The organism is Pseudoalteromonas sp. OF7H-1, from assembly GCF_022347825.1.
Classification (GTDB): Bacteria; Pseudomonadota; Gammaproteobacteria; order Enterobacterales; family Alteromonadaceae; genus Pseudoalteromonas; species Pseudoalteromonas maricaloris.
In genome coordinates, this window is sequence record NZ_JAKRFX010000003.1 from 13,102 (window position 1) to 34,300 (window position 21,199).

Genomic DNA, 21,199 nt, shown 5'->3' on the forward strand with positions numbered 1-21,199 from the left:
AATCACCCCACGTGTATTGGCTTTACTTATTCACCTCGCTAACATCGTTATGTAGCTTGTTTTCTCCAATGGAATAACATTAAGTTCAGATAAAAAGCAAACTGAAATACTGACTTTCCACCTTGCCTAGGACTCTCAGCGCTAGAACTGGATGCTAGAAGGTATTAATTACCCAAAGTTCAGGCTAAATACCCAAAGTGGAGCGCCAAATATCACTAACAGCGTTTCTCATGCTTTCGCATTCCGTTAAACTGATACATCGAGCGCCCGAATTAAGGCATTGATAATGATAAGTATCCCGATAAAAACAATAAGCATCCACTAAACTTTTGCACTCCCCCTCTGATAAGACTGAGACCTGCTTCGCAACCTCTAAAATACGAATATTATCTGGGTAGATGCAAAGCTCTGGGTACTGATTACCATATCGTAAAACGATAAATTGACTGATAAATTCAATATCAGTCATCCCACCCACCCCCTGCTTTAAGTCAAAAAGGCTATCGCTATCTCGGTTAAGGTGGGTTCGCATTTTTTCACGCATATTGCGAACATCTTCCGCCAATTTAGGCACGTCTCGCTGCTGCATTAGTATTGCATGTCGTATTTCCTCAAATCGTGCGGCCATTTGCGGCTCACCTAACACCATACGAGCTCTGACCAGCGCCTGATGCTCCCATGTCCAAGCTTGCTCTAACTGGTATTGGTAAAAACTTTCTAGATTGATAGCGAGTAAGCCCGAGTTTCCTTCAGGGCGAAGTCGTGTATCTAATTCGTAAAGCATGCCAGAGAGCGTTTTGGTATTGAACAAATGCATTAAACGCTGTGCCAGCTTCATATAAAACTGTCTTGAAGAGATAGGTTTATCACCTTGAGTTTGGCTTTCGCCGTCACGATTATGCACAAACACTAAGTCTAGATCTGAGTTGTAACCGAGCTCATATCCCCCCGCCTTGCCATACGCTATTACAGCAAAGCCTTTTTCTTTTATTGTTGCACCTTCAGGCGCGCCAAAACGCGCGACCATGTGCCCCCAAGCAATATCGACGGCTTTTGCGATAATCGCCTCAGCAAGCGCAGTTAGATGATCGCTCACCTTCATAATATCCAACACGCCAGTGGCGTCTGCAGCCGCGACTTTTAGCTGATGCGTTTGTTTAAATTGTCGCAGCGCTTCCATCTGTAGCTCAACATCTTGCTCATCTATACGTAAAAATGCTTGCTGGATCTCGTTTTTATAGGCCGTTAATGGCAAAGGTTTATAGAGAGTTTGTGGGTCGATAAGCTCATCAAGAAGGATCGGGTATTTCGCAATATGCTCAGCAATCCACGCGCTATGACAACAAAGCTTGATAAGTTGAGTCAATGCACCGTGATTTTCATACAGTAGCTCCAAATATGCAGTGCGAGATGCTACTTTATTGATCACACTGAGCACGCGAGCAAGTGCCGGCTCCATGTTTTGTTTACTGAGCTCTCGCAGCAAAGCAGGCATTAACTTATCAAGAATATCGCGACCACGCGTGCCCGCCTGCTTTTTACTTAGTCCTTGTTTAAACTCCACCAAGTCAGTTTGCCAAGTCTCAAAACACGGTGCAGCTCGGCACTGGCCTAGCTGAGCAATTTCTCCCGTTTGCCACGCATAAACTGCGCTATCGTCTTCATCTAACTCTTCTTCAGGCGGTTGACCAATGACTTGACTAAACTCAGCCCGGATATGCTGCGTCACAACCTTTAGCATTTGCTCGACTTCAGCGTAATCGTTACATTGCAATAAGTGGCTCAGGCGCAGACAGTCTAAGTTGTTGTCGGGTAAAGTTTGCGTTTGTTTGTCGTCAAATGCTTGTAGATATTGCTCAACTTTACGCAGCACTAAATAGTTCTCATGCAGACGGTTTTTGACCTCAATAGGGACAATTTCAAGCGTTTCAAGCTCTTCTAACGCCTGTAACAATGAAGGGGTTTGTAATGGCGTTTCGCGACCGCCGCGTATCAGTTGCAAAGCCTGCACAATAAACTCTACTTCTCGAATGCCACCAGCGCCCAGCTTTATGTTATTCGTTAAGCCTTTGCGTCTCACCTCTTGGGCAATCATGTTTTTCATCTTTCGCAGTGAATCTATCACAGAAAAGTCGATATAACGGCGATAGACGAACGGCCGGATTAAGTCGTAAAACTCTTGCCAATACAGCGACGGTTCACCAATTGGTCGCGCCTTTAACATCGCATAGCGCTCCCATTCTCGACCTTGATCTTGATAATAATCTTCCATCGCGGCATAGCTCATTACCAAAGGACCACTATCCCCAAATGGTCTTAAACGCATATCGACTCTGAATACTTGGCCATCAATGGTAACTTGATTAAGCGCTGAAATAAGTTTTTGTGCCACTCGAGTGTAAAATACTTGCGCCTCAATGCTACGCCGGCCACCGGATGTGTCGACACTTCTTGGATAGGCAAAGATCAAATCGATATCAGAGGAAAAATTCAACTCCTTACCGCCAAGCTTCCCCATGCCTAATACCGTCATGGGTATCGAGTTACCAGCCTCATCTTTTGGTGAGCCTGATTGCGCTTCTACGCTTAAGTACGCCCATTGATAAGCATTTGAAATCAAAGTATCGGACAGCTGGGAAACATAGCGGATGCTGTCATCAATCTCATTGCCTGCAACCAAATCCAGCCACATCACTTTAAGCCAATACTTTAAGCGATAGTGACGCAGCTGCTGCCAAGCTTGTTTTTCTTCAACCAATGGCGCGGAGAAGTCAAACACATCAGGACAGTCGCGCATTTGCATCTGCGTATCATCGAGCAACCAAGCTCCCCACTCAGGAAATCGTGCAAGCGTACGCTCGGCAAAATCACTCAGCGCCAGTAACCGTGCCAGTTTGGGCTCCATCGGTGCATCACCATAAATCATTTGGTAACGCTCTTGAGCAAGCGTATTCAGCGCTGCTTGAACAAACAATTCCGACATAAAAAACTCCACGGTAGACTGGCTCTCTTTGTGAGCAGTGTTATAGTAACTCTATCTAAAACACAACCTTACACCGAGTATGAGTTATTTGTCTTTAAACAATATCAACTTTTTAGCGATTTTGATTTGCTTTGTCATTGTCTGCGGTTTGACTATTTTGCTGCGCTTAATGATCCAGCGTAGCGCCAACAATCTTCTGGATGACGAGCTCGCACAACGTGACAACTTTGCACTTGGGATCAGCTATGCCAGTCAAGTGACGATGCTGTGTGTTTGTGTTGCATATTTATTCAATGATTTAGGTGTGGTGAGAGCGCAGGCACACCCTCTGCAAGTGGCCTTACATATTGGGTTGATTATTGCCTTTGTATACTTCGGCCAATGGATCCATCGCAAATGGATTTTGTATCAGTTTGACGAAGAAGAAGCGATTTTAAAGCAAAATATCTGCGCCGCGATGGTGGACTCAGGCATGTTACTCGGTAACACCATATTGGTGCTTGGTTTATATCATTGGGTGCATCCGAAAGGCTGGAGCGATCTATTAGTCGTAGCCCTTGGCTTTATGCTATTGCAGCTGCTTTATACGCTAGATAGTAAAATCAGAGAAAGTCGTTTTGCCAAGTTTAACCAAGGGGCTTCTTTACAACAAAACTTTAATCTCAGAAACACTTCGATTGGTATTCGTTATGCGGGCAAATCCATCGGCCTCTCTTTAGCCATGTATGCGGGACTGCACAGTGCTCCCTACCATGGTGCAAAAGTGGTAGAAAACTTGTTTTCGGTTGTCATGCATTGCGGTGTAATGTGGCTTTTTCTTTACATTGGTAGCTACGTATTACTGCATTTATCCTTACCTAAGGTCAATATTGGCCTAGAGGTAGACCATCAAGATAACGTTGGTATCGCATGTTTGGAGTTTGCGGTTTTCTGCTCCATAGGCTATTTACTTATTAACTTGTTTTCGGTGTAACGCAATACTGCATGAATGCTTTAAGTGATGGATTTTTACTGGTAGATAGCAATTGGGATTTTAGCCAAGAACTCGTCGAGCATTTGCAAAACGTGCGCTCTAGCCAAGCCAGTAATATTATTATCGCAGGTGACAACACCAAACAAATGCTCAAGATGATGTTTAAAGAGCAAATAAAAGACTACTGTTATTGTGACTTTGACAATGAAATTAGCGTTTCTGAACTTGCCAGCTATTTGCATCGTCACCATAACATTCATGCCGTGCTGCTCTATTCTCTGGACTATCATTTAGCCACCGAGGAGCAGCGCTTTATTTTTGATTCTCTTCACCCCCACCGGTTTTTAATAGAACAATCCCCGCAAGGTTTTCAGATCACTAAACTGCACTCACAAGCATTAATCAATCACTTATCTTGTCATCCGGATACCGCTGGCCTCCCCGACCCTGACTTGATGCTTGCCAAGCTCACCGGGTTACTATGCGGTAAAGCTAAAGTGGCAGGATGATGTAGACTAACCGTGCGCGAGCGCTTACCATTGCCACAAAACAGCAACTGAATAATCGAATTATGCGTATTCCACATATTTATCAAGACTCGCCTTTGGCCATTGGTGTGCCAGTTACTTTGGATGATGACGCCGCAGGACACATAGGCCGAGTGCTTAGAATGACAACCAAAGATAAAGTCAGCCTGTTCAACGGACAAGGCGGCGAGTACCTATGTCAATTAAGTGAAGTTGGGAAAAAGAAAGTTGTTGCTGTACCTGAATCATTTGAAGACAAAAATGTAGAATCTCCACTAGCCATACATCTTGGGCAAGGGATTTCTCGCGGTGATAAAATGGACTTCACAATTCAAAAGTCGGTAGAGCTGGGCGTGAGCGAAATTACCCCTTTGTTTACCACGCGCTGCGGCGTTAAATTAAGTGGTGAGCGTCTAGCAAAAAAACACCAGCAATGGCAAAAGATAGCAATTGCCGCGGCCGAGCAATCCGGACGTAATACCATCACTGTTATTCACCCGCCGATGGAGTTGTCTGAGTGGCTGGCACAGCAAAGCGACGAGTTAAAAATCACACTACATCCTCGCGCCGAACATTCAATAAAAACACTGCCTTATACCCAGTCTGGGATCCGCTTTTTAGTGGGCCCTGAAGGCGGCTTTACCGATGAAGAGCTAGACGCCACCGCTCAACAACGGTTTGTGGATGTCCGTTTAGGCCCACGTGTACTACGTACAGAAACCGCAGCGCTAACGGTACTGAGCGCACTACAGCTGCAATTTGGCGATTTAGCACTTTAAATACACAGAGCAACCCCCATATCATGGGTAAACTCAGCAAGCGCAATGGGAGCGTCTATGACGATTAAATTAGGGATCATTTCCGATCCAATCAGTGGCTTTAACATTAAAAAAGACACCGGGTTTGCCATGATGCTGGCGGCACAACAGCGCGGCTATGAATTGTATTACATGGAAATGAATGACCTTTTCTTGTACCAAGGCGTTGCCAAAGCGACCGCAGCAAAAGCGCAGGTATTTGACGATACTTCCCATTGGTATGAACTAGCTGAGAAACAAGAAATCGATTTAGGCGACCTCGACGTTATTTTAATGCGTAAAGATCCGCCTTTTGACACTGAATATATTTACGCCACTTATATTCTTGAGCGCGCTGAACTTGCGGGATCGCTTGTGGTAAATAAACCACAAAGCCTGCGCGACGCCAATGAAAAGCTCTTTACTGCGTGGTTTAGCGAACATACTCCAGATACTTTGGTTACGCGTAATCAATCACAAATTCGCGAGTTTTTAGCTAAACATGGCGATATCATTCTCAAGCCTTTAGATGGGATGGGCGGCGCGTCTATTTTTAGAGTGAAACAAGATGATGCAAATATTGGCGTGATCTGCGAAACACTTACCGAGCATGGTTCTCGCTATGCGATGGCGCAAAACTATATCCCAGCCATTAAAGACGGTGATAAGCGCGTGTTAGTGGTAGATGGTGAAGTGATGCCATACTGCTTGGCTCGCATTCCACAGGGCGGTGAAACTCGTGGTAATCTCGCGGCAGGTGGCCGTGGTGAAGCAAGACCTATTAGCGAATCGGACCGGAAAATTGCCGAAGCCATTGCCCCAACGTTGAAGGCAAAGGGCCTGATATTCGTTGGCTTAGATATCATTGGCGATAAGCTTACCGAAATCAATGTCACCGCACCAACTTGCGTGAAAGAAATTGAAGCGGCATATGACATTTCAATTATGGATAAGTTTTATGATGCGATCGAGCGAAAACTCGACCATACTAAAAACTAACCATTAAGGGGGTCTGGTTATGAAATCACTCGCTAATCACTTTTTAGTGGCAATGCCCAGCATGGACGACCCTTTTTTCAATCATACGGTAACCTATCTTTGTGAACACAGCGAAGATGGTGCGATGGGGTTGGTGGTAAACCACCCTATCGATATCACCGTGGGCGAATTGCTTGATCAAATTGATATCGATAACGACAAATCTAGCCAAGCGGCTAAGGTAAATATCTACGCCGGTGGGCCTGTTCACACCGACAGAGGTTTTGTACTACATACGCCAAAGTTTGGTTACGCCTCAAGCCAAGAGCTTAGCTCCGAAATTATGATCACCACATCAAAAGATGTTTTAGCCTCTTTAACGTCATCACACTCTCCCGAAGGTTTTATCATCACCTTGGGCTATGCTGGATGGGTAAGTGGTCAACTAGAGAAAGAACTGAAAGAAAACACTTGGTTAGTCGTCGAGGCTGACCCCGAAATCATATTTAATACGCCACCCGAAAAGCGTTGGGAAAAAGCAGTGCAAATGCTTGGTATCGACGTTGCACAATTAAGCTCGCAAGCGGGTCATGCGTAACTAGCCTGTAATTTTGAGCTTAGGTTAATAAACGAAGTATTCATGGAAAACAAAAAAGAAAAAGTGCCTAAAGGTAAACGTAGCGTCATTGGGTTTGACTTTGGCACTAAAAGTATCGGCTTGGCCATCGGCCAAGAAATCACCGCAACCGCATCAAGCCTAGGTGCTGTAAAGGCAAACGATGGCATTCCAAATTGGGATGACATCGCTGTATTCATTAACGAATGGCAACCTGATTTATTGGTGGTTGGCTTACCACTGAATATGGATGGTACCAATCAAGATTTAACATTCAGAGCAAAAAAGTTTGCTAACCGCTTGCATAACCACTTCCGGTTGCCGGTAGAAACACAAGATGAGCGCTTGACGACAGCAGACGCCAGAGCACGCTTATTTGAACAAGGAGGCTATAAGAACCTTGCAAAAGGTAAGGTAGATGGCATGTCTGCTTGTATCATTCTTGAAAGCTACTTTGAAGCAATGTGGGAATAGCTAGTCTAACTCTTGGGCCTGTTGAGCTTTATGGCTTTATTTTCCACCAAGTGAATTGATATTTATGCACGGCATAGTCGGTGTAGTGATAACACACTAAAAATATCAATCTAGCGCCGACCTTTAATATCAAAAATTCAGTACTGATATTAAAGGTACGGCTAACTGTCTGTAAAAACCCATCATATTTAACGGACTCTCAACGCTTTCAATCACCAGCAGTAAGGCAACTCTTATTCCCTAAACACTATGGTGAAATCGCCATTGTTGTACACCTAGCAAAGCAACTCTAGCCGCGAATAGTGTATGAATGACTAGCGGATCTCCTGTACGGGGTTTACGACTTGGTACTTATCCAAATCTGGTATTAACCCAGCTTGCTGATATGCGCTAGTGATCCGGCCTTGCTCACGAAGTATTGCAAGACCTTTTTGTAATGCAGCAAACGCTCGTTCACCTTCTGGATGAAGCCGAGACACCGCAAAGTGCCTGCTGTCGTTTAACAGCACGACTAGATGTTCATTAGCAATGAGCTCAACATCTTCCAAAACAAAACGATTATCTAGCTTCGGCATAAGCGGCATCAACATAAAGTCGACCCAACCTTTGCTCACCATACGCGCTTGTGACATCCAATCGGATTCAGCATGAAGCTGTTTAAGCGGAAGTGACTCCAAGGTTTGCCAATCGGTCTGCCACTTAGGGTTCGATACCGAAGTTAGCTGGGTGAGCCCTTGCTCCTCTTTTAGCTGCTTTACTTTTTGATTATCTATCCCGTGATAAATACCAGCAAAATACTGACCTTTTTGAATAACCGGCTCACTGATAAAAAGCAGCCGACCTTTATTTTCAAGGTCTGCTTTCCAATAACTATCAAAGTGAAGTAGTTGTTCCCCTTTTTCAAGCAAATTGGATTCACGAAAACTGACAAAGCCTGGCGTAAAAATAAATGCTTTGTCGAAGCCACCTTTTTGCAAGGCTTGCTGTGCTATCACCATATCGACAACATCACGGCGTAAATACTGGCCACTAAAATCGGTAATTCTTGTGACGTCGCGTTCACCAACAAAACGTTGATAATCTGCGAGGACATCATCTCTAATAAAAACATTAAGTGCTTCGCTGGCATTAAGTACACCAGCAAAGCTCAGCACAAAAGCGAATAGATAGCTGCGTTTAGTTCTTCGAATCCAACCCATCTACCGTAACCCCTTGTAGGAAGCCCGCACCTTTTTGTTCATTATTTTGCAGCTTGATCATCAGGCGCAGATCGTTTGGCGAGTCAGCATGATGTAGTGCGTCGGCATAGTTGATCCGCTGCTGCTTATAAAGCTCAAACAACGCTTGATCAAAGGTTTGCATGCCCATGTCTTTCGATTTTGCCATTGCCTCTTTAATCGAGCCAATATCGCCTTTTTTAATAAGCTCGGCAACGAGTGGGGAGTTCAGTAACACTTCAATGGCCGCCTCTCGACCTTCGCCTTTTGAAGAAGGCACTAGTTGTTGCGCCACAATAGCGCGCAAGTTCAGCGCCAAATCGTACTTCAGTTTATCGTGCTTTTCTTTGGGGACTAAGTGCATGATACGGTCGATAGCTTGGTTAGCATTATTGGCGTGTAAGGTTGCAACGCATAAATGCCCCGTTTCAGCAAAGCTCAGTGCATACTCCATGGTTTCTTGCGAGCGAATTTCACCAATTAAAATAACATCTGGCGCTTGGCGTAATGAACTTTTTAAGGCAGATTCAAAACTGTCAGTATCAATGCCCACTTCACGCTGAGTAATGATGCTTTTTTGGTGTTGATGCACAAACTCAATAGGATCTTCAATGGTCAAAATGTGGCCACGTTGGTTACGATTGCGATAACCGAGCAGTGCAGCAAGCGAGGTTGACTTACCCGTGCCCGTACCACCCACAAATAACACTAAGCCACGTTTGGACATGATCACATCGGTCAGTACCGACGGTAAACCTAGCTCATTGACATCAGGAATAGCAGTAACGATACGGCGGATAACCATGCCCGCACAGTCTCGTTGCCAAAATGCAGAAACACGAAAACGCCCGATATCATTGGCAATCGCAAAGTTACACTCTTTAGTGTTAAAGAATTCTTGCTTTTGCTTGTCGCTCATAATCGAGGTAACAAGATTCAGTGACTGCTCGGCATTTAAGCTTTCTTCACTTAACGCTCTAAGTTCGCCATCAATTTTGGCGCTCACCGCAAGCCCTGCCGAGACGAACAAGTCGGATGCTTGCTGATCGGCCATCGCTTGCAAAAACGGTTCTATATTCATCGCTACACCACTACTTAATAGCCGCTATTAAACTGATTTTTGTCATGCGCTTTTGCACGCGCATCTTGCTGTGTGATCAAACCACGGTTTAATAAATTTGTAAGGCATTGATCCATGGTTTGCATACCGTGCATTGCACCGGTTTGAATTGCCGAATACATCTGTGCAATCTTGTCTTCACGAATAAGGTTACGAATAGCAGGGATCCCGAGCATGATTTCATGCGCTGCTATGCGCCCGCCGCCAACTTTTTTCACCAGTGTTTGTGAAATCACCGCTTGTAGCGACTCTGACAGCATAGAGCGCACCATGTCTTTTTCTTCACCTGGGAACACATCCACAATACGGTCGATGGTTTTAGGTGCTGAGGTAGTATGCAAAGTACCAAATACTAAGTGGCCTGTTTCCGCGGCAGTTAGCGCTAAACGAATGGTCTCAAGATCACGTAATTCACCAACTAAAATAACGTCAGGGTCTTCACGGAGTGCACTTCTCAGCGCCGCGTTAAAGCTGTGTGTGTCTCTATGTACTTCACGTTGGTTAATAAGGCTTTGCTTGTTGTCGTGAACAAATTCTATCGGGTCTTCGATGGTTAGAATATGGTGATGTTTGTTGTTATTAATATAATCCACCATCGCAGCCAGCGTGGTTGATTTACCAGAACCTGTCGGGCCGGTTACCAATACTAAGCCACGTGGGTTATCGGAAATTTTGGTGAAAATGTCTGGTGCCCCCAAATCATCTAAACTCAGCACTTGATTTGGAATGGTACGGAACACCGCAGCAGGACCACGATTTGAATTAAAGGCGTTAACACGAAAACGCGCCAGATTTGGCACTTCGAACGAGAAATCTACCTCAAGGTTTTGCTCATAGTCACGACGTTGATTATCATTCATAATATCGTAGATGAGGCTGCTGACGTCTTTTACTTCTAACGGCGGAATATTCACCCGGCGTACGTCCCCGTCAACACGGATCATAGGGGAAACACCTGAAGAAAGGTGTAAGTCAGATGCTTTGTGTTGAACACTAAAAGCCAATAATTCTGTAATATCCATTTATAACTCCACAATGAGCACTAGTACTATATGGTTACAATAGCAGAACGCTTAGATAACGCCTACGGCAGGATAGAAAAAGCCAAGCAAAACTGTCAATTCAGCGAAACAGTACAATTACTCGCGGTTTCTAAAACCAAACCTATCACCGATATTGAGGCTGCGATTGCGGCAGGTCAAACCCAATTCGGTGAATCTTACGTACAAGAAGCGGTTAATAAAGTTGCCTATTTCAAACAAAACAAAGCGCTTGAATGGCACTTTATTGGTCCAATCCAGTCCAATAAATCAAGATTAGTCGCCGAAAACTTCCATTGGGTACAAAGCGTGGATAGAGAGAAAATCGCACGCAGGCTAAATGAGCAAAGACCAACAAACTTAAAGCCACTCAAGGTGCTGTTGCAGGTCAATATTAGCGGTGATGACAACAAATCAGGTTGTCATCTCAATGAGGTTGATACGCTGGCGCAGTTTATTAATGACTGTCGTCAATTGGAGCTTCGTGGCTTGATGACTATCACAGAGCAAACCGATAATAAACAAAAGCAATTACAATATTTCCAGCAAATGCGCGCTTGCTTTGATAGACTAAAGGACCAATATCAACAGCTAGATACCTTATCGATGGGAATGAGTGGCGATTTAGATACTGCGATTGCAGCAGGTTCCACTATGGTTCGCATTGGTACTGATATTTTTGGCAAACGACAGTGAGGTGAATAACACAATGTCAAACAAGACAATTGCATTTATTGGAACGGGAAATATGAGCTATGCCATTATCGGTGGCATGATCAAAAGTGGCTTTGACGCGCAGTCTATTATTGCCACCAACCGCAATGCAGAGAAACTTGCCAAAGTCGCAGAGCAATTATCGGTAAGAACAACACAAGATAATCTAGAAGCAGTCGCCGCGGCTGACGTCATTGTCTTGTCTGTAAAACCACAGATGATGGCCGAGCTGTGTCAGACCTTTCAAGATGCAGATATTGATATTAGCAATAAACTGTTTATCTCTGTCGCCGCCGGAATTACCGTTGCACGACTGAGAGAAATGCTCGGCCAACCGGTAAAAATGGTGCGCTGTATGCCTAACACGCCATCGTTGCTAGGACGCGGTGTGTCTGGCTTGTATGGCGTCGACATCAGCGACGAAGAAAAAGACTATGTTGAGCAAGTATTTTCATCCACGGGGATTGCCCTGTGGCTTGATGAAGAGTCGAAAATCAACGACGTTATTGCGGTAACGGGTTCGTCTCCAGCGTATTTCTTCTTATTTATGGAAGCCATTGAAGAAAAGGCTAAAGCCCTAGGTTTTAGTCCTGAGGAAGCCAGAAAGCTTGTGCAGCAAACTGCGCTAGGCGCAGCTGAAATGGCATTATCACAACCAGAAATTAGCATCGCTCAGCTACGCGCTAACGTCACCTCTAAAGGTGGCACAACCCACGCAGCCGTTGAGCACTTAAAAGCACAGCAATTACCAAAAACCGTAGCGGACGCGATGGATGCATGTATCGCGCGCGCTGAAGCAATGGAAAAAGAAATCTAAAGGTGACCAATGAATGCCATGCAATTTTTAGTCGGGATCGTATTTGATCTATTTTTAATGGTCGTATTACTACGATTCTGGTTGCAGCTTGTCAAAGCGGACTTTTATAACCCGCTAAGCCAAGCGGTTGTTAAAGCAACCTCTTTTGCCGTGAACCCACTGAGAAAAATCATTCCGGGTGTGGGCGGTTTAGATCTTGCCTCTTTGGTGCTGGCATTCATTATTGGCTTTGCCAAAATGGCGACGCTGATGGCGTTATTCGGTGGTTACTTTGACGCTTTAGGCGCGCTGATTGGTGGCGCTATTACGGTAGTAAAAGAAGCATTTAGTCTGGTGTTCTGGATCCTTATTATTCGTGCCATTTTAAGTTGGGTAGCGCAAGGCTACAATCCAGTTGCCGCCGTGTTCGAGCAATTAACAGAGCCGATGCTAAGACCTATTCGTAAGGTTATCCCACCGCTAGGCGGACTGGACTTATCTATTTTAGTCCTAATTATCGGCATGCAATTTTTGCAGATCCTAATGATGGATTTACTGAGATAGGAGCATCCAAATGAAATCATTTATTATTGCGTTAATGATGCTGCTTGCACCAATCGCATTCGCTCAAGATGAACAAGGCGGCCAATTTAAAGACTTAGGTCCTTGGGAAGTGCATTATATCGCCTTCCCGTCCACCTTTGTTCAGCCCACAATTGCAAAAGCGTATGGCTTAATTCGTAGCGGTAACAAAGCGATTGTAAATATCTCAGTCTTGGCCGACAAGCCAGGAAAACCCGCAGTTAAGGCACGCGTTGCAGGTAGCGCCAAAAACTTACTTGGTAAAACCGTACAGCTAGAGTTTAAAGAAGTCGTGGAAGGTGAGGCAATATACTATCTTGCCCAATTAGATTACGACGATGAAGATATTTTTCGTTTCGACATTGAGATCAGTGAAGGTAAGCAAAGCCGCAAACTCACGTTCTCACAAAAGTTTTATGTAGAGTAGAGAAACATATGTCAAATAAAGTGGTACTTGCCACGGGCAACCAAGGTAAAGTCAAAGAGCTTAGCGCGATGCTAAATCAGTATGACATTGAGGTATTACCGCAAAGTGATTTCAAGGTGCCAGAGGTTGCAGAAACCGGCACGACCTTTGTGGAAAACGCCATTATCAAGGCTCGTCATGCTGCTAAGATTTCTGGCTTGCCTGCCATTGCCGATGACTCAGGCCTTGAGGTAGACGCATTAAACGGCGCACCTGGAGTATATTCAGCGCGTTATGCTGGCGAAAACGCCGACGACCAAAAAAATATTTATCACTTACTCGCAGCGCTTGGTGAACAAACTGAGCGCAGCGCCCGTTTTTGGTGTGTTCTAGTTTATATGCGCCACGCTGACGACCCAACGCCGATTATTTGTCAGGCGAGCTGGGAAGGTGAAATCACTACAACGCAACAAGGCCGAGAAGGGTTTGGTTACGACCCAATCTTTAAGGTACAAGGTTTAGACTGCACATCAGCAGAGCTAACCAAGGAAGAAAAAAACGCAATCAGCCACAGAGGACAGGCACTTAAACAACTCGTCAGTCACTTTCAAGGCCTCGCGTGAAACTACCTCCATTAAGTCTTTATGTGCACGTACCTTGGTGCGTGCAAAAGTGCCCTTACTGTGATTTCAACAGCCATGGTAAAAAGGGCGATATTCCTGAAACGGAATATATTCAACATTTGCTCCACGATATCAAAGCCGATCTTCACTATGTTCAGGGCCGTAAACTCAGTAGTATTTTTATTGGCGGTGGCACCCCTAGCCTGCTTTCAGGTGAAGCGTACCGCTATTTACTCAGTGAAATTGAGGCGCTAATTGGTTTTGAGGATGACATTGAGGTCACTTTAGAAGCGAATCCAGGCACAGTTGAGACAGATCGTTTTAAGCATTATGTTGCGGCTGGCATCAATCGTATTTCGATAGGCGTGCAAAGCTTACAACAGGAAAAGCTTACTCAACTTGGTCGTATTCATGGCGAGCAAGAAGCGCTCAATGCCGCACAAGAAGCCCATCAAGCAGGGTTAAATAGCTTTAATCTTGATTTGATGCATGGCCTTCCCAATCAATCGGTTAGCGATGCCTTAAGTGATTTAGAAAAAGCCATTGCGATGGCACCGCCACACCTTTCTTGGTATCAATTAACCATTGAGCCAAATACGCAGTTTGCCTCTAAGCCTCCGGTTTTACCTGAGGATGAAACACTGTGGGACATCCAAGAACAAGGTCAGGCATTGCTTGCAGAGCACGGCTACCAGCAATATGAGATCTCAGGCTATGCCAAAGCGGGATTTCAATGTCGACATAACTTGAATTATTGGCAATTTGGCGATTATCTCGGGATTGGCTGTGGTGCACATGGCAAAATCACTTTGCCTGAGCAGCAACAGATCTTAAGAACCGTAAAGGTAAAACACCCTCGCGGCTATATGGATCTGAGTAAACCCTATTTGTATGAGCAGTGGCATGTTGCAAACGATGACAGACCATTTGAGTTTTTTATGAATGTATTCCGTTTAAAAACTGCTGCATCAAAACAACAGTTTATTGACTACACTGGTCTTGAACTTAGCGCTATTGCAACGCAAATTGCTGAGGCCGTAGATAAGGGTTTGATTGAGGAAACCAACGATTCATGGCTAGTTACAAATAAAGGCCACCGATACCTCAACGATCTGCTAGAGTTATTTGTTTAATATAGAAATTATGCGGGTGATATTCACTGCAACCCGCATGAAAACCGCCATTCGGCAACATATAATAAAAGGGTATAAAATGCGTAAATTAACCATTTTAGCAGCAGCGGTAAGCGTCGCGCTTTTTGCTGGCTGTCAACAAACCACACACTCTCCAGCACCTGCTCCAAAAGCTGAACAACAAGTCGTAAAAAGTGAAGTAGAAAAGGCGAACGCACTTTTTGAAGCGTCGTTTACCCGTGGCGTAATGCGTAGCCCAGTTTACCAAACTTATATGGGTATCAAACAAGACTACGACAAGTGGGATGACGGCAGCGAAGCGCGCCAACTTGAAGATCTTGAACTGACGAAACAAGACTTAGCTGCGCTTAATGCGATTGATCGCAGTAAGCTAGATGCCAATACGCAAGTGAGCTACGACTTATTCAAGCAAGGTCTTGAAAACACCATTGCTGATTTTAAATGGCGTTATCACTCATACCCGGTAAATCAGATGTATGGTACACACTCAATGGTGCCTGCATTTTTAATCAACCAACATCAAATTACCGATGTGAAAGATGCCAAAGCCTATATCTCACGTTTAAACGGCGTACCGGCTGTATTTGATCAGCTCATCATCGACTTAAAAGCGCGTGCAGATAAAGGTATTATTGCACCGAAATTCGTTTTCCCTCACGTCATTGAATCAAGTGAAAATATCATCAAAGGTGCACCATTTGCTGCGGGTGATGACTCAACGTTACTGGCTGACTTCAAACGCAAAGTAGCAACACTTGAAATCAGTGAAGACGAGAAGTCAGCGCTGGTAAAAGAAGCAACAGACGCGCTAACAACAGCAGTAAAACCTGCTTATAACAAGTTGATTGGTTACCTACATAAACTTGAGAAAAAAGCAGACAATCGTGATGGTGCATGGAAGTTCCCTAACGGCGAAAAGTTTTATAATAACGCCCTAGCACGTACGACAACCACAGCATTAAGCGCTGAAGAAATTCACGAAATCGGTTTATCTGAAGTGGCGCGTATTCATGACGAAATGCGAGCAATCAAAGAGAAAGTGGGCTTCAAAGGCGATTTAAAAGCCTTTATGGAGTTCATGAAAACCGACAAGCAGTTTTACCTTCCAAATACAGAAGCTGGTAAGGCACAATATTTAGCCGAAGCCAAAGCGATGATCGATAATATGAAGTCACGCTTGGATGAGCTGTTTATCGTTAAGCCAAAAGCGGACATGATAGTAAAACGCGTAGAGGCATTCCGCGAAAAATCTGCTGGTAAAGCTTTCTACCAACAACCTGCGCCTGACGGATCACGTCCTGGTGTTTACTATGCAAACCTTTACGACATGGAAGCGATGCCGACTTACCAAATGGAAGCCTTGGCTTATCACGAAGGTATTCCGGGTCACCACATGCAGATCGCAATTGCTCAAGAGCTAGAAGATATGCCTAAATTCCGAAAGTTCGGTGGCTACACTGCATACATCGAAGGTTGGGGCTTATATTCTGAGCTTGTACCAAAAGAAATGGGTTTATACGAAGACCCTTATTCAGATTTTGGTCGCTTATCGATGGAATTATGGCGTGCGTGCCGTTTAGTAGTAGACACGGGGATCCATGCAATGAAGTGGACACGTCAAGAAGGTATTGATTACTACGTAAATAATACACCTAATGCTAAGTCAGACGCAGTGAAGATGGTAGAGCGCCATATTGTTATGCCTTCACAAGCTACAGCGTATAAAGTGGGGATGTTGAAGATCTTAGAACTTCGTGAAGCCGCTAAGAAAGAACTAGGCGATAAGTTTGATATTCGTGAGTTCCACGACGTCGTACTGAAAAATGGCCCAGTTCCACTAAACGTGCTTGAATCATTTGTTGATGAGTGGGTAGCGAGCAAAAAAGGCTAATACCTACTGCCAATGAACCGAATAAAAGCCAGCATGATCAGTCATGCCGGCTTTTTTACTTTATTTACCTTACATAAGCTGTATTCAGATAAGCAAATCCGCATAAGAAATAACGGCCGCTAGAAAGCGAGTTGTTATCCCACGCTCCGGTTACTTAACCTGAGGTTTGGATAAGGAATGAGCTAACTAATTGCTTTTAAACTCACATTAAACTATTTCCTTATCTAGCCAGAGAGTTTTGGGGATAACCCCGCTCTCGCGTCCTGCTACCGCCCTGGTACCTACATCCTGTAGGCAAGACGAATTCACTTCCAATAGCTAGCTATTGGAAGTGAATTCAACGCAGTTAGCACAGAAACTGGCTGTTAGAAAGGCGTTAATTATCCGAAGCTCAGGTTACTCACTCTTCTGTAAAATTAAACTCTGTTCCGGTCAAAATAATATGTAAGCAGGCACCGCCATGCGCAGGGCTTTGCATTTTGATTTCACCCTTCAACTTCTGTGTTACTAAGTTATATACGATACTCAAGCCAAGCCCTGTCCCTCCCGAAAAACGCTTCGAAGTAACGAAAGGCTCAAAGATAGCGGGCAATAGCTCTTTATCTATTCCCGCGCCGTCATCTTTAAAATAAAAATGGATATAATCATTAATTAATACGGTAGATACCACAATATTGAGCTTTTGCCCGTCAATCTTGGCGTGCTTGATGCAATTGTTAATACTGTACCCAACAACTTGGCTAAACACCGACGGGTAGCTGATCAAAGTTAGGTTTTCGGGGATTTCGAGTTCAATGGCATAGTCTTCTTGGTTTAATTCTGATTGGTAGCAATCAAAGACATTTTTAACTAAATGCTTAAGGTTGAACGTGCTCTTTTCTTCAAACTCTCGATTCACTGCCACAAGCTTAAAATCATCTACCAGCGAGGCTGTGCGGTGGAGGTTATTTTCTAATAAATATAGCGCGGCTTCTGCCTCAGTAATTAGTGTCGTCAAGGTTTGCCGCTGTAACTTACCAAGTTCAAGTTGCGATTTTAGTGTCGCGACTTGCTCTTTTAAATGCGATTGGCTGGTAATAGCAACACCAAGCGGCGTATTAAGCTCATGAGCAAAGCCACTCACCATATTTCCTAAACTCGCCATTTTGGCTTCTTCGATTAAGCGTTGCTGCGCTGCGCTTAGGCGCGCAAGCAAGGTTTCAATAAATGCTAATAGGTCATCGAGTTGATGAGCAATTTGTGCAATCTCATCGTTACCGTCAATATTCACCCTTAAACTAAAGTCTTCAAGCTTAGCAACTTTTACGAGTACTTTATTGATAGCCAGTATATGCCGTGTGACTTTGCTATTTTGATAATTCAGTAAGATAAGCACAGCAATATTCATCAGTACAATTAAAATGAGGCCATATAAAATGATACTTTCTTTACGTTCTTGCGTAACGGCTTGGGTACGGATTGATACTAGCTCAAACTGGCTTCGTAATTTTTGCTTCTCGGTGAATAGCTCCGCGCGAACGCCTTCACCATCGTGCAAACCTAGCTTTCGCAAAATAGCAACATAGCTTGCAAAACCCGCTTCATAACGTTTAAGCAAATTGCTTATCTCTTCACTTAGCGCGCTGTCTTTGATTAGTTGCTCAGCATGCATGACGAGTTGTTCATGCTGCTGCAAATAACTTAAGTCAGCTCTTAACAAAAAGTCTTTTTCTCTACGCCTTAATTCCAATATGGCAATTTCCAACTGAGGCATAGCCTTACCAGAAATTCGATCCTGCAAGGCATGGGCGCTACGTCTGAACTCACCATAAATACCTGCATTTTCGTCATAGCCGAGCTGTTCATGCAAGCGGATAAGTTCATCTAGTTTACCAAAGTAAGCTTTTGACAGTTCATCGAGCTGTAATAGCAAAGGCAGCAAGGCCTCTTCATTGGCCATAGAATTAAGCAAGTTACTAAAGCTATCCTGATAGCTGTACTTTAATTGTGGGATGGCAGAAACATCATCTTTTTGTGCTCTAATAAGAATATGCTCTTCTTGATCTATGGTTCGTTGTAGAGCAGTTTGCAGCTGAGTAAGTTGTGCAGTTAGGCGGGCACTACGACTCACTTCGTAATACAAAAACCAACTGACGAAAATGATCACTATCGCAGAAGTCAACGCGGCAATTTTGAAAAATAGAACTGACTGCTTTAGCTGCACGGCATATTCTCACTTAATTGATACTCTGTAAGCTTAGTATAGTTCTAGTGGGTTTCCTGATTTGTTTCCAAAACCTCACTTTCTTTTTGCTGTCGTTGCGACAGATTTTTATCGTAATACATGCTGTGATCGGCGCGAGCCATGAGTTCCGAAACACTATCTTGATTTGCTGAAGGGAAAGCATAACCAACGCTCACTGTCGTTTGAATAGTGTGTCTATCAACTTGTAGCGGTTGCTTTTCAACCTGCTCCTTAATGTTTTTTATAATTGAGTTAACCAAAGCGTCTTCTGACACTCTGTGTAAAATAATAACAAACTCGTCTCCCCCCAATCGCGCGATAAAATCGTACACACGCACTGAATTCATCAAAATTGACGAGACATGGAGCAACAGCTTATCTCCCACTTCATGACCAAACTTATCGTTTACTTGTTTAAAATTATTTAGATCGAGGTTAAGCAGCACAAATGACGGTTGCTCTGAACGACCAAGTAACGTATTGAGTTGCCTAATCGCATAGCGACGGTTGGGCAACTTAGTTAAATCATCTTGCAACGAGGCGGTATGTGCTAAGTGATACGAACGATAGAGTACTAATAACGAGAGAAACAATATTGAGGCAACAGCAGTAACCAAAATCTGAGCTTGTTGCCTTGCCTCCGCATAGGTGTTCTCGTCTATTTGATAATCAGCCACAAGCTGCCATTCACCAGATGGTAAATTGATTGGGATGACTAAATCTGGTGTTTCAAACAAGGTAGCAGAGCCATAAAAGACATCCCCCTGTTCACCTAGCCCATCTCGACCTCGAATCGCTAAAGTGGCACTGTCCAATTCGTTAATGCCACTATATTCAAGCAGCTTTTGATAATCTAAAACTACACTAATTGCGCCCCAGTAGTTTTCATTCCTCGGATAATCCGAAAATACAGGAAACCTCGCAATCAAGGCTTCACCGCCTTGCACTAGCTGCAATGGACCGGCGATAAATACTTTTTGAGAGGTTCTTGCAATTTCAACAGTGCGAAATTGTTCAGGGTTTGTGCGAAAATCGAAACCGATAGCCGCTCGGTTCCCTTCAACTGGATAGACATGACTAATAATATTATTGGGTGCAAGCCCCACATGACGAATCAGCGTCGACTTTTCAACGGCTTTAGCAACCACATGAGACCAATGCTCAATTGCAAAGTCAGGATCGATTGTAACAAAAGTCGCTAAACTCTCAGCCAGATAGGTGTCCATAAATATGGCGTTTTCAATTTTAGCGCGAACAAGTGAAATGTTAGACCTTACCGTTTCGGTTCTTTCGCTTACTTCCTGAACCACAATAGAGTGAGAAATAAGATTTACCGCGTAGAAAGTCAAACTCCAGAACACGATGGTAAACAACGATAACAGCACTATGGTTTGCTTTTCTACGGTTACCTTCATCGCCTCTCTTGCCTAATAAAATTTAGCTGCTTAAATCTACAATAAACCAATTTAATTACAAAAGCATAGGCAATCTATCAAAAACTGCCAGTTTTGTGAGGAAGTAACTGTCAGTTCAGAATTATGGGTTGAACCGTGGAGGTGACTTGATTTGTAGCGACGAATAGCACCTGTGATGTGACGCTTGCTTAAATCAATTCGTCGAGATAAGACCAATTCGTTCGTCAAGATAGGCCCAATTAGTCGAGATAAATCTCGACCTACAGACAATTTGAGGCATAAAAAAACCTTGCTAAAAAGCAAGGGTTATAAAAAATGGTACCAATGGGTGGACTCTTAACCTGTATTAGCGCCACCGCGTGGCGTCCAAGTCCGATACCATAATTTCAAAGCATAAATTTGAGGCATAAAAAAACCCTTGCTAAAAAGCAAGGGTTATAAAAAGTGGTACCAGTGGGCGGACTCTTAACCTGTATTAGCGCCACCCGCGTGGCGTCCAAGTCCGATACCATAATTTCAAAACATAAATTCGAGGCATAAAAAAACCCTTGCTAAAAAGCAAGGGTTATAAAAAGTGGTACCAGTGGGCGGACTTGAACCGCCACGCCCGAAGGCAACGGATTTTGAATCCGTCATGTCTACCAATTCCATCACACTGGCATAATTTTT

The 21,199-nt window shown here is 44.0% G+C and carries 19 protein-coding genes and 1 tRNA gene; 13 read left to right on the top strand and 7 right to left on the bottom strand.

Annotated features, from left to right (window positions below; genetic code table 11):
• Nucleotides 1-184: 184 nt before the first annotated feature.
• Nucleotides 185-2,983, bottom strand: a complete 2,799-nt coding sequence (gene glnE / locus MHN30_RS04330; protein ID WP_239358618.1) for a bifunctional [glutamate--ammonia ligase]-adenylyl-L-tyrosine phosphorylase/[glutamate--ammonia-ligase] adenylyltransferase — start codon at nt 2,981-2,983, stop codon at nt 185-187.
• 79 nt (nt 2,984-3,062) lie between these two features.
• Between glnE and MHN30_RS04335 the strand changes: the two genes are divergently transcribed.
• The 6 genes from MHN30_RS04335 to ruvX all read left to right on the top strand — a co-directional run bounded on the left by MHN30_RS04335 (nt 3,063) and on the right by ruvX (nt 7,348).
• Entirely contained in the window at nt 3,063-3,956 is an 894-nt protein-coding gene (locus tag MHN30_RS04335; RefSeq protein ID WP_045989157.1) for a hypothetical protein, read from the top strand.
• A gap of 11 nt (nt 3,957-3,967) precedes the next feature.
• Nucleotides 3,968-4,465, top strand: coding sequence for a hypothetical protein (locus tag MHN30_RS04340; RefSeq protein ID WP_039494456.1), 498 nt, complete (start codon nt 3,968-3,970; stop codon nt 4,463-4,465).
• 62 nt (nt 4,466-4,527) lie between these two features.
• The gene (gene rsmE / locus MHN30_RS04345; protein ID WP_010379040.1) at nt 4,528-5,262 is read left to right on the top strand and encodes a 16S rRNA (uracil(1498)-N(3))-methyltransferase; all 735 of its coding nucleotides are present in this window, start codon (nt 4,528-4,530) and stop codon (nt 5,260-5,262) included.
• A gap of 57 nt (nt 5,263-5,319) precedes the next feature.
• On the top strand, nt 5,320-6,279 hold the full coding sequence (gene gshB / locus MHN30_RS04350; RefSeq protein ID WP_010379037.1) for a glutathione synthase: 960 nt from the start codon (nt 5,320-5,322) through the stop codon (nt 6,277-6,279).
• A gap of 19 nt (nt 6,280-6,298) precedes the next feature.
• Nucleotides 6,299-6,856, top strand: a complete 558-nt coding sequence (locus tag MHN30_RS04355; protein WP_010379034.1) for a YqgE/AlgH family protein — start codon at nt 6,299-6,301, stop codon at nt 6,854-6,856.
• A 42-nt stretch (nt 6,857-6,898) separates the two neighbouring features.
• A complete protein-coding gene (gene ruvX, locus MHN30_RS04360) occupies nt 6,899-7,348 on the top strand; it encodes a Holliday junction resolvase RuvX (protein WP_017217006.1) in 450 nt (149 codons plus the stop codon).
• Between the two features lie 314 nt (nt 7,349-7,662).
• Here ruvX and MHN30_RS04365 read toward each other — a convergent pair whose 3' ends face one another.
• From MHN30_RS04365 to MHN30_RS04375, 3 genes are read right to left on the bottom strand one after another with little or no spacing between them, the layout of a single operon-like run.
• Nucleotides 7,663-8,547 carry a hypothetical protein gene (locus MHN30_RS04365; RefSeq protein ID WP_239358627.1) on the bottom strand — a complete coding sequence of 295 codons (885 nt, stop codon included), beginning with the start codon at nt 8,545-8,547 and terminating at the stop codon, nt 7,663-7,665.
• Nucleotides 8,525-9,646: a PilT/PilU family type 4a pilus ATPase gene (locus tag MHN30_RS04370; protein ID WP_222242509.1), complete on the bottom strand. Its 1,122-nt coding sequence runs from the start codon at nt 9,644-9,646 to the stop codon at nt 8,525-8,527. Before MHN30_RS04370 ends, MHN30_RS04365 begins: the two co-directional genes overlap by 23 nt.
• A 14-nt stretch (nt 9,647-9,660) precedes the next feature.
• Complete coding sequence (locus tag MHN30_RS04375; RefSeq protein ID WP_130126814.1) at nt 9,661-10,707, bottom strand: type IV pilus twitching motility protein PilT; 1,047 nt, start codon at nt 10,705-10,707, stop codon at nt 9,661-9,663.
• A gap of 30 nt (nt 10,708-10,737) precedes the next feature.
• On the opposite strand from MHN30_RS04375, the gene MHN30_RS04380 reads away from it, so the two are divergent.
• The 7 genes from MHN30_RS04380 (at nt 10,738) to MHN30_RS04410 (ending at nt 16,891) form a co-directional block, all read left to right on the top strand.
• Nucleotides 10,738-11,421, top strand: coding sequence for a YggS family pyridoxal phosphate-dependent enzyme (locus MHN30_RS04380; protein WP_239358629.1), 684 nt, complete (start codon nt 10,738-10,740; stop codon nt 11,419-11,421).
• Nucleotides 11,422-11,434: 13 nt separating this feature from the next.
• The gene (gene proC / locus MHN30_RS04385; RefSeq protein WP_039494449.1) at nt 11,435-12,256 is read left to right on the top strand and encodes a pyrroline-5-carboxylate reductase; all 822 of its coding nucleotides are present in this window, start codon (nt 11,435-11,437) and stop codon (nt 12,254-12,256) included.
• A gap of 9 nt (nt 12,257-12,265) precedes the next feature.
• Nucleotides 12,266-12,799 carry a YggT family protein gene (locus MHN30_RS04390; protein WP_010379021.1) on the top strand — a complete coding sequence of 178 codons (534 nt, stop codon included), beginning with the start codon at nt 12,266-12,268 and terminating at the stop codon, nt 12,797-12,799.
• A 10-nt stretch (nt 12,800-12,809) separates the two neighbouring features.
• Nucleotides 12,810-13,244 carry a DUF4426 domain-containing protein gene (locus tag MHN30_RS04395; protein WP_069020914.1) on the top strand — a complete coding sequence of 145 codons (435 nt, stop codon included), beginning with the start codon at nt 12,810-12,812 and terminating at the stop codon, nt 13,242-13,244.
• A gap of 8 nt (nt 13,245-13,252) precedes the next feature.
• Nucleotides 13,253-13,846 (top strand): XTP/dITP diphosphatase, encoded by a 594-nt coding sequence (locus MHN30_RS04400; protein WP_239358631.1) that lies wholly within the window; start codon nt 13,253-13,255, stop codon nt 13,844-13,846.
• A complete protein-coding gene (gene hemW / locus MHN30_RS04405) occupies nt 13,843-14,979 on the top strand; it encodes a radical SAM family heme chaperone HemW (RefSeq protein ID WP_069020912.1) in 1,137 nt (378 codons plus the stop codon). The genes MHN30_RS04400 and hemW overlap by 4 nt, the downstream gene beginning before the upstream one ends.
• Before the next feature lie 79 nt (nt 14,980-15,058).
• Nucleotides 15,059-16,891 (top strand): DUF885 domain-containing protein, encoded by a 1,833-nt coding sequence (locus MHN30_RS04410; RefSeq protein WP_239358633.1) that lies wholly within the window; start codon nt 15,059-15,061, stop codon nt 16,889-16,891.
• Between the two features lie 400 nt (nt 16,892-17,291).
• On the opposite strand, the gene MHN30_RS04415 is transcribed toward MHN30_RS04410, so the two are convergent.
• The 3 genes from MHN30_RS04415 to MHN30_RS04425 form a co-directional block, all read right to left on the bottom strand.
• Entirely contained in the window at nt 17,292-19,094 is a 1,803-nt protein-coding gene (locus tag MHN30_RS04415; RefSeq protein ID WP_130164768.1) for a HAMP domain-containing sensor histidine kinase, read from the bottom strand.
• Nucleotides 19,095-19,138: 44 nt separating this feature from the next.
• Nucleotides 19,139-20,530 carry a diguanylate cyclase gene (locus MHN30_RS04420; protein WP_130164769.1) on the bottom strand — a complete coding sequence of 464 codons (1,392 nt, stop codon included), beginning with the start codon at nt 20,528-20,530 and terminating at the stop codon, nt 19,139-19,141.
• Nucleotides 20,531-21,105: 575 nt separating this feature from the next.
• Nucleotides 21,106-21,190: transfer RNA gene (locus MHN30_RS04425), tRNA-Leu, on the bottom strand.
• Nucleotides 21,191-21,199: the final 9 nt, after the last annotated feature.

Coding starts and splice junctions, on each gene's coding strand:
- MHN30_RS04370 (WP_222242509.1), bottom strand. CDS start 9,646: ATGAATATAGAACCGTTTTTGCAAGCGATGGCCGATCAGCAAGCATCC.
- MHN30_RS04400 (WP_239358631.1), top strand. CDS start 13,253: ATGTCAAATAAAGTGGTACTTGCCACGGGCAACCAAGGTAAAGTCAAA.
- MHN30_RS04380 (WP_239358629.1), top strand. CDS start 10,738: ATGGTTACAATAGCAGAACGCTTAGATAACGCCTACGGCAGGATAGAA.
- MHN30_RS04390 (WP_010379021.1), top strand. CDS start 12,266: ATGAATGCCATGCAATTTTTAGTCGGGATCGTATTTGATCTATTTTTA.
- MHN30_RS04335 (WP_045989157.1), top strand. CDS start 3,063: ATGAGTTATTTGTCTTTAAACAATATCAACTTTTTAGCGATTTTGATT.
- proC (WP_039494449.1), top strand. CDS start 11,435: ATGTCAAACAAGACAATTGCATTTATTGGAACGGGAAATATGAGCTAT.
- gshB (WP_010379037.1), top strand. CDS start 5,320: ATGACGATTAAATTAGGGATCATTTCCGATCCAATCAGTGGCTTTAAC.
- ruvX (WP_017217006.1), top strand. CDS start 6,899: ATGGAAAACAAAAAAGAAAAAGTGCCTAAAGGTAAACGTAGCGTCATT.
- MHN30_RS04395 (WP_069020914.1), top strand. CDS start 12,810: ATGAAATCATTTATTATTGCGTTAATGATGCTGCTTGCACCAATCGCA.
- MHN30_RS04365 (WP_239358627.1), bottom strand. CDS start 8,547: ATGGGTTGGATTCGAAGAACTAAACGCAGCTATCTATTCGCTTTTGTG.
- rsmE (WP_010379040.1), top strand. CDS start 4,528: ATGCGTATTCCACATATTTATCAAGACTCGCCTTTGGCCATTGGTGTG.
- MHN30_RS04410 (WP_239358633.1), top strand. CDS start 15,059: ATGCGTAAATTAACCATTTTAGCAGCAGCGGTAAGCGTCGCGCTTTTT.
- MHN30_RS04375 (WP_130126814.1), bottom strand. CDS start 10,707: ATGGATATTACAGAATTATTGGCTTTTAGTGTTCAACACAAAGCATCT.
- MHN30_RS04355 (WP_010379034.1), top strand. CDS start 6,299: ATGAAATCACTCGCTAATCACTTTTTAGTGGCAATGCCCAGCATGGAC.
- MHN30_RS04420 (WP_130164769.1), bottom strand. CDS start 20,530: ATGAAGGTAACCGTAGAAAAGCAAACCATAGTGCTGTTATCGTTGTTT.
- MHN30_RS04340 (WP_039494456.1), top strand. CDS start 3,968: ATGAATGCTTTAAGTGATGGATTTTTACTGGTAGATAGCAATTGGGAT.
- glnE (WP_239358618.1), bottom strand. CDS start 2,983: ATGTCGGAATTGTTTGTTCAAGCAGCGCTGAATACGCTTGCTCAAGAG.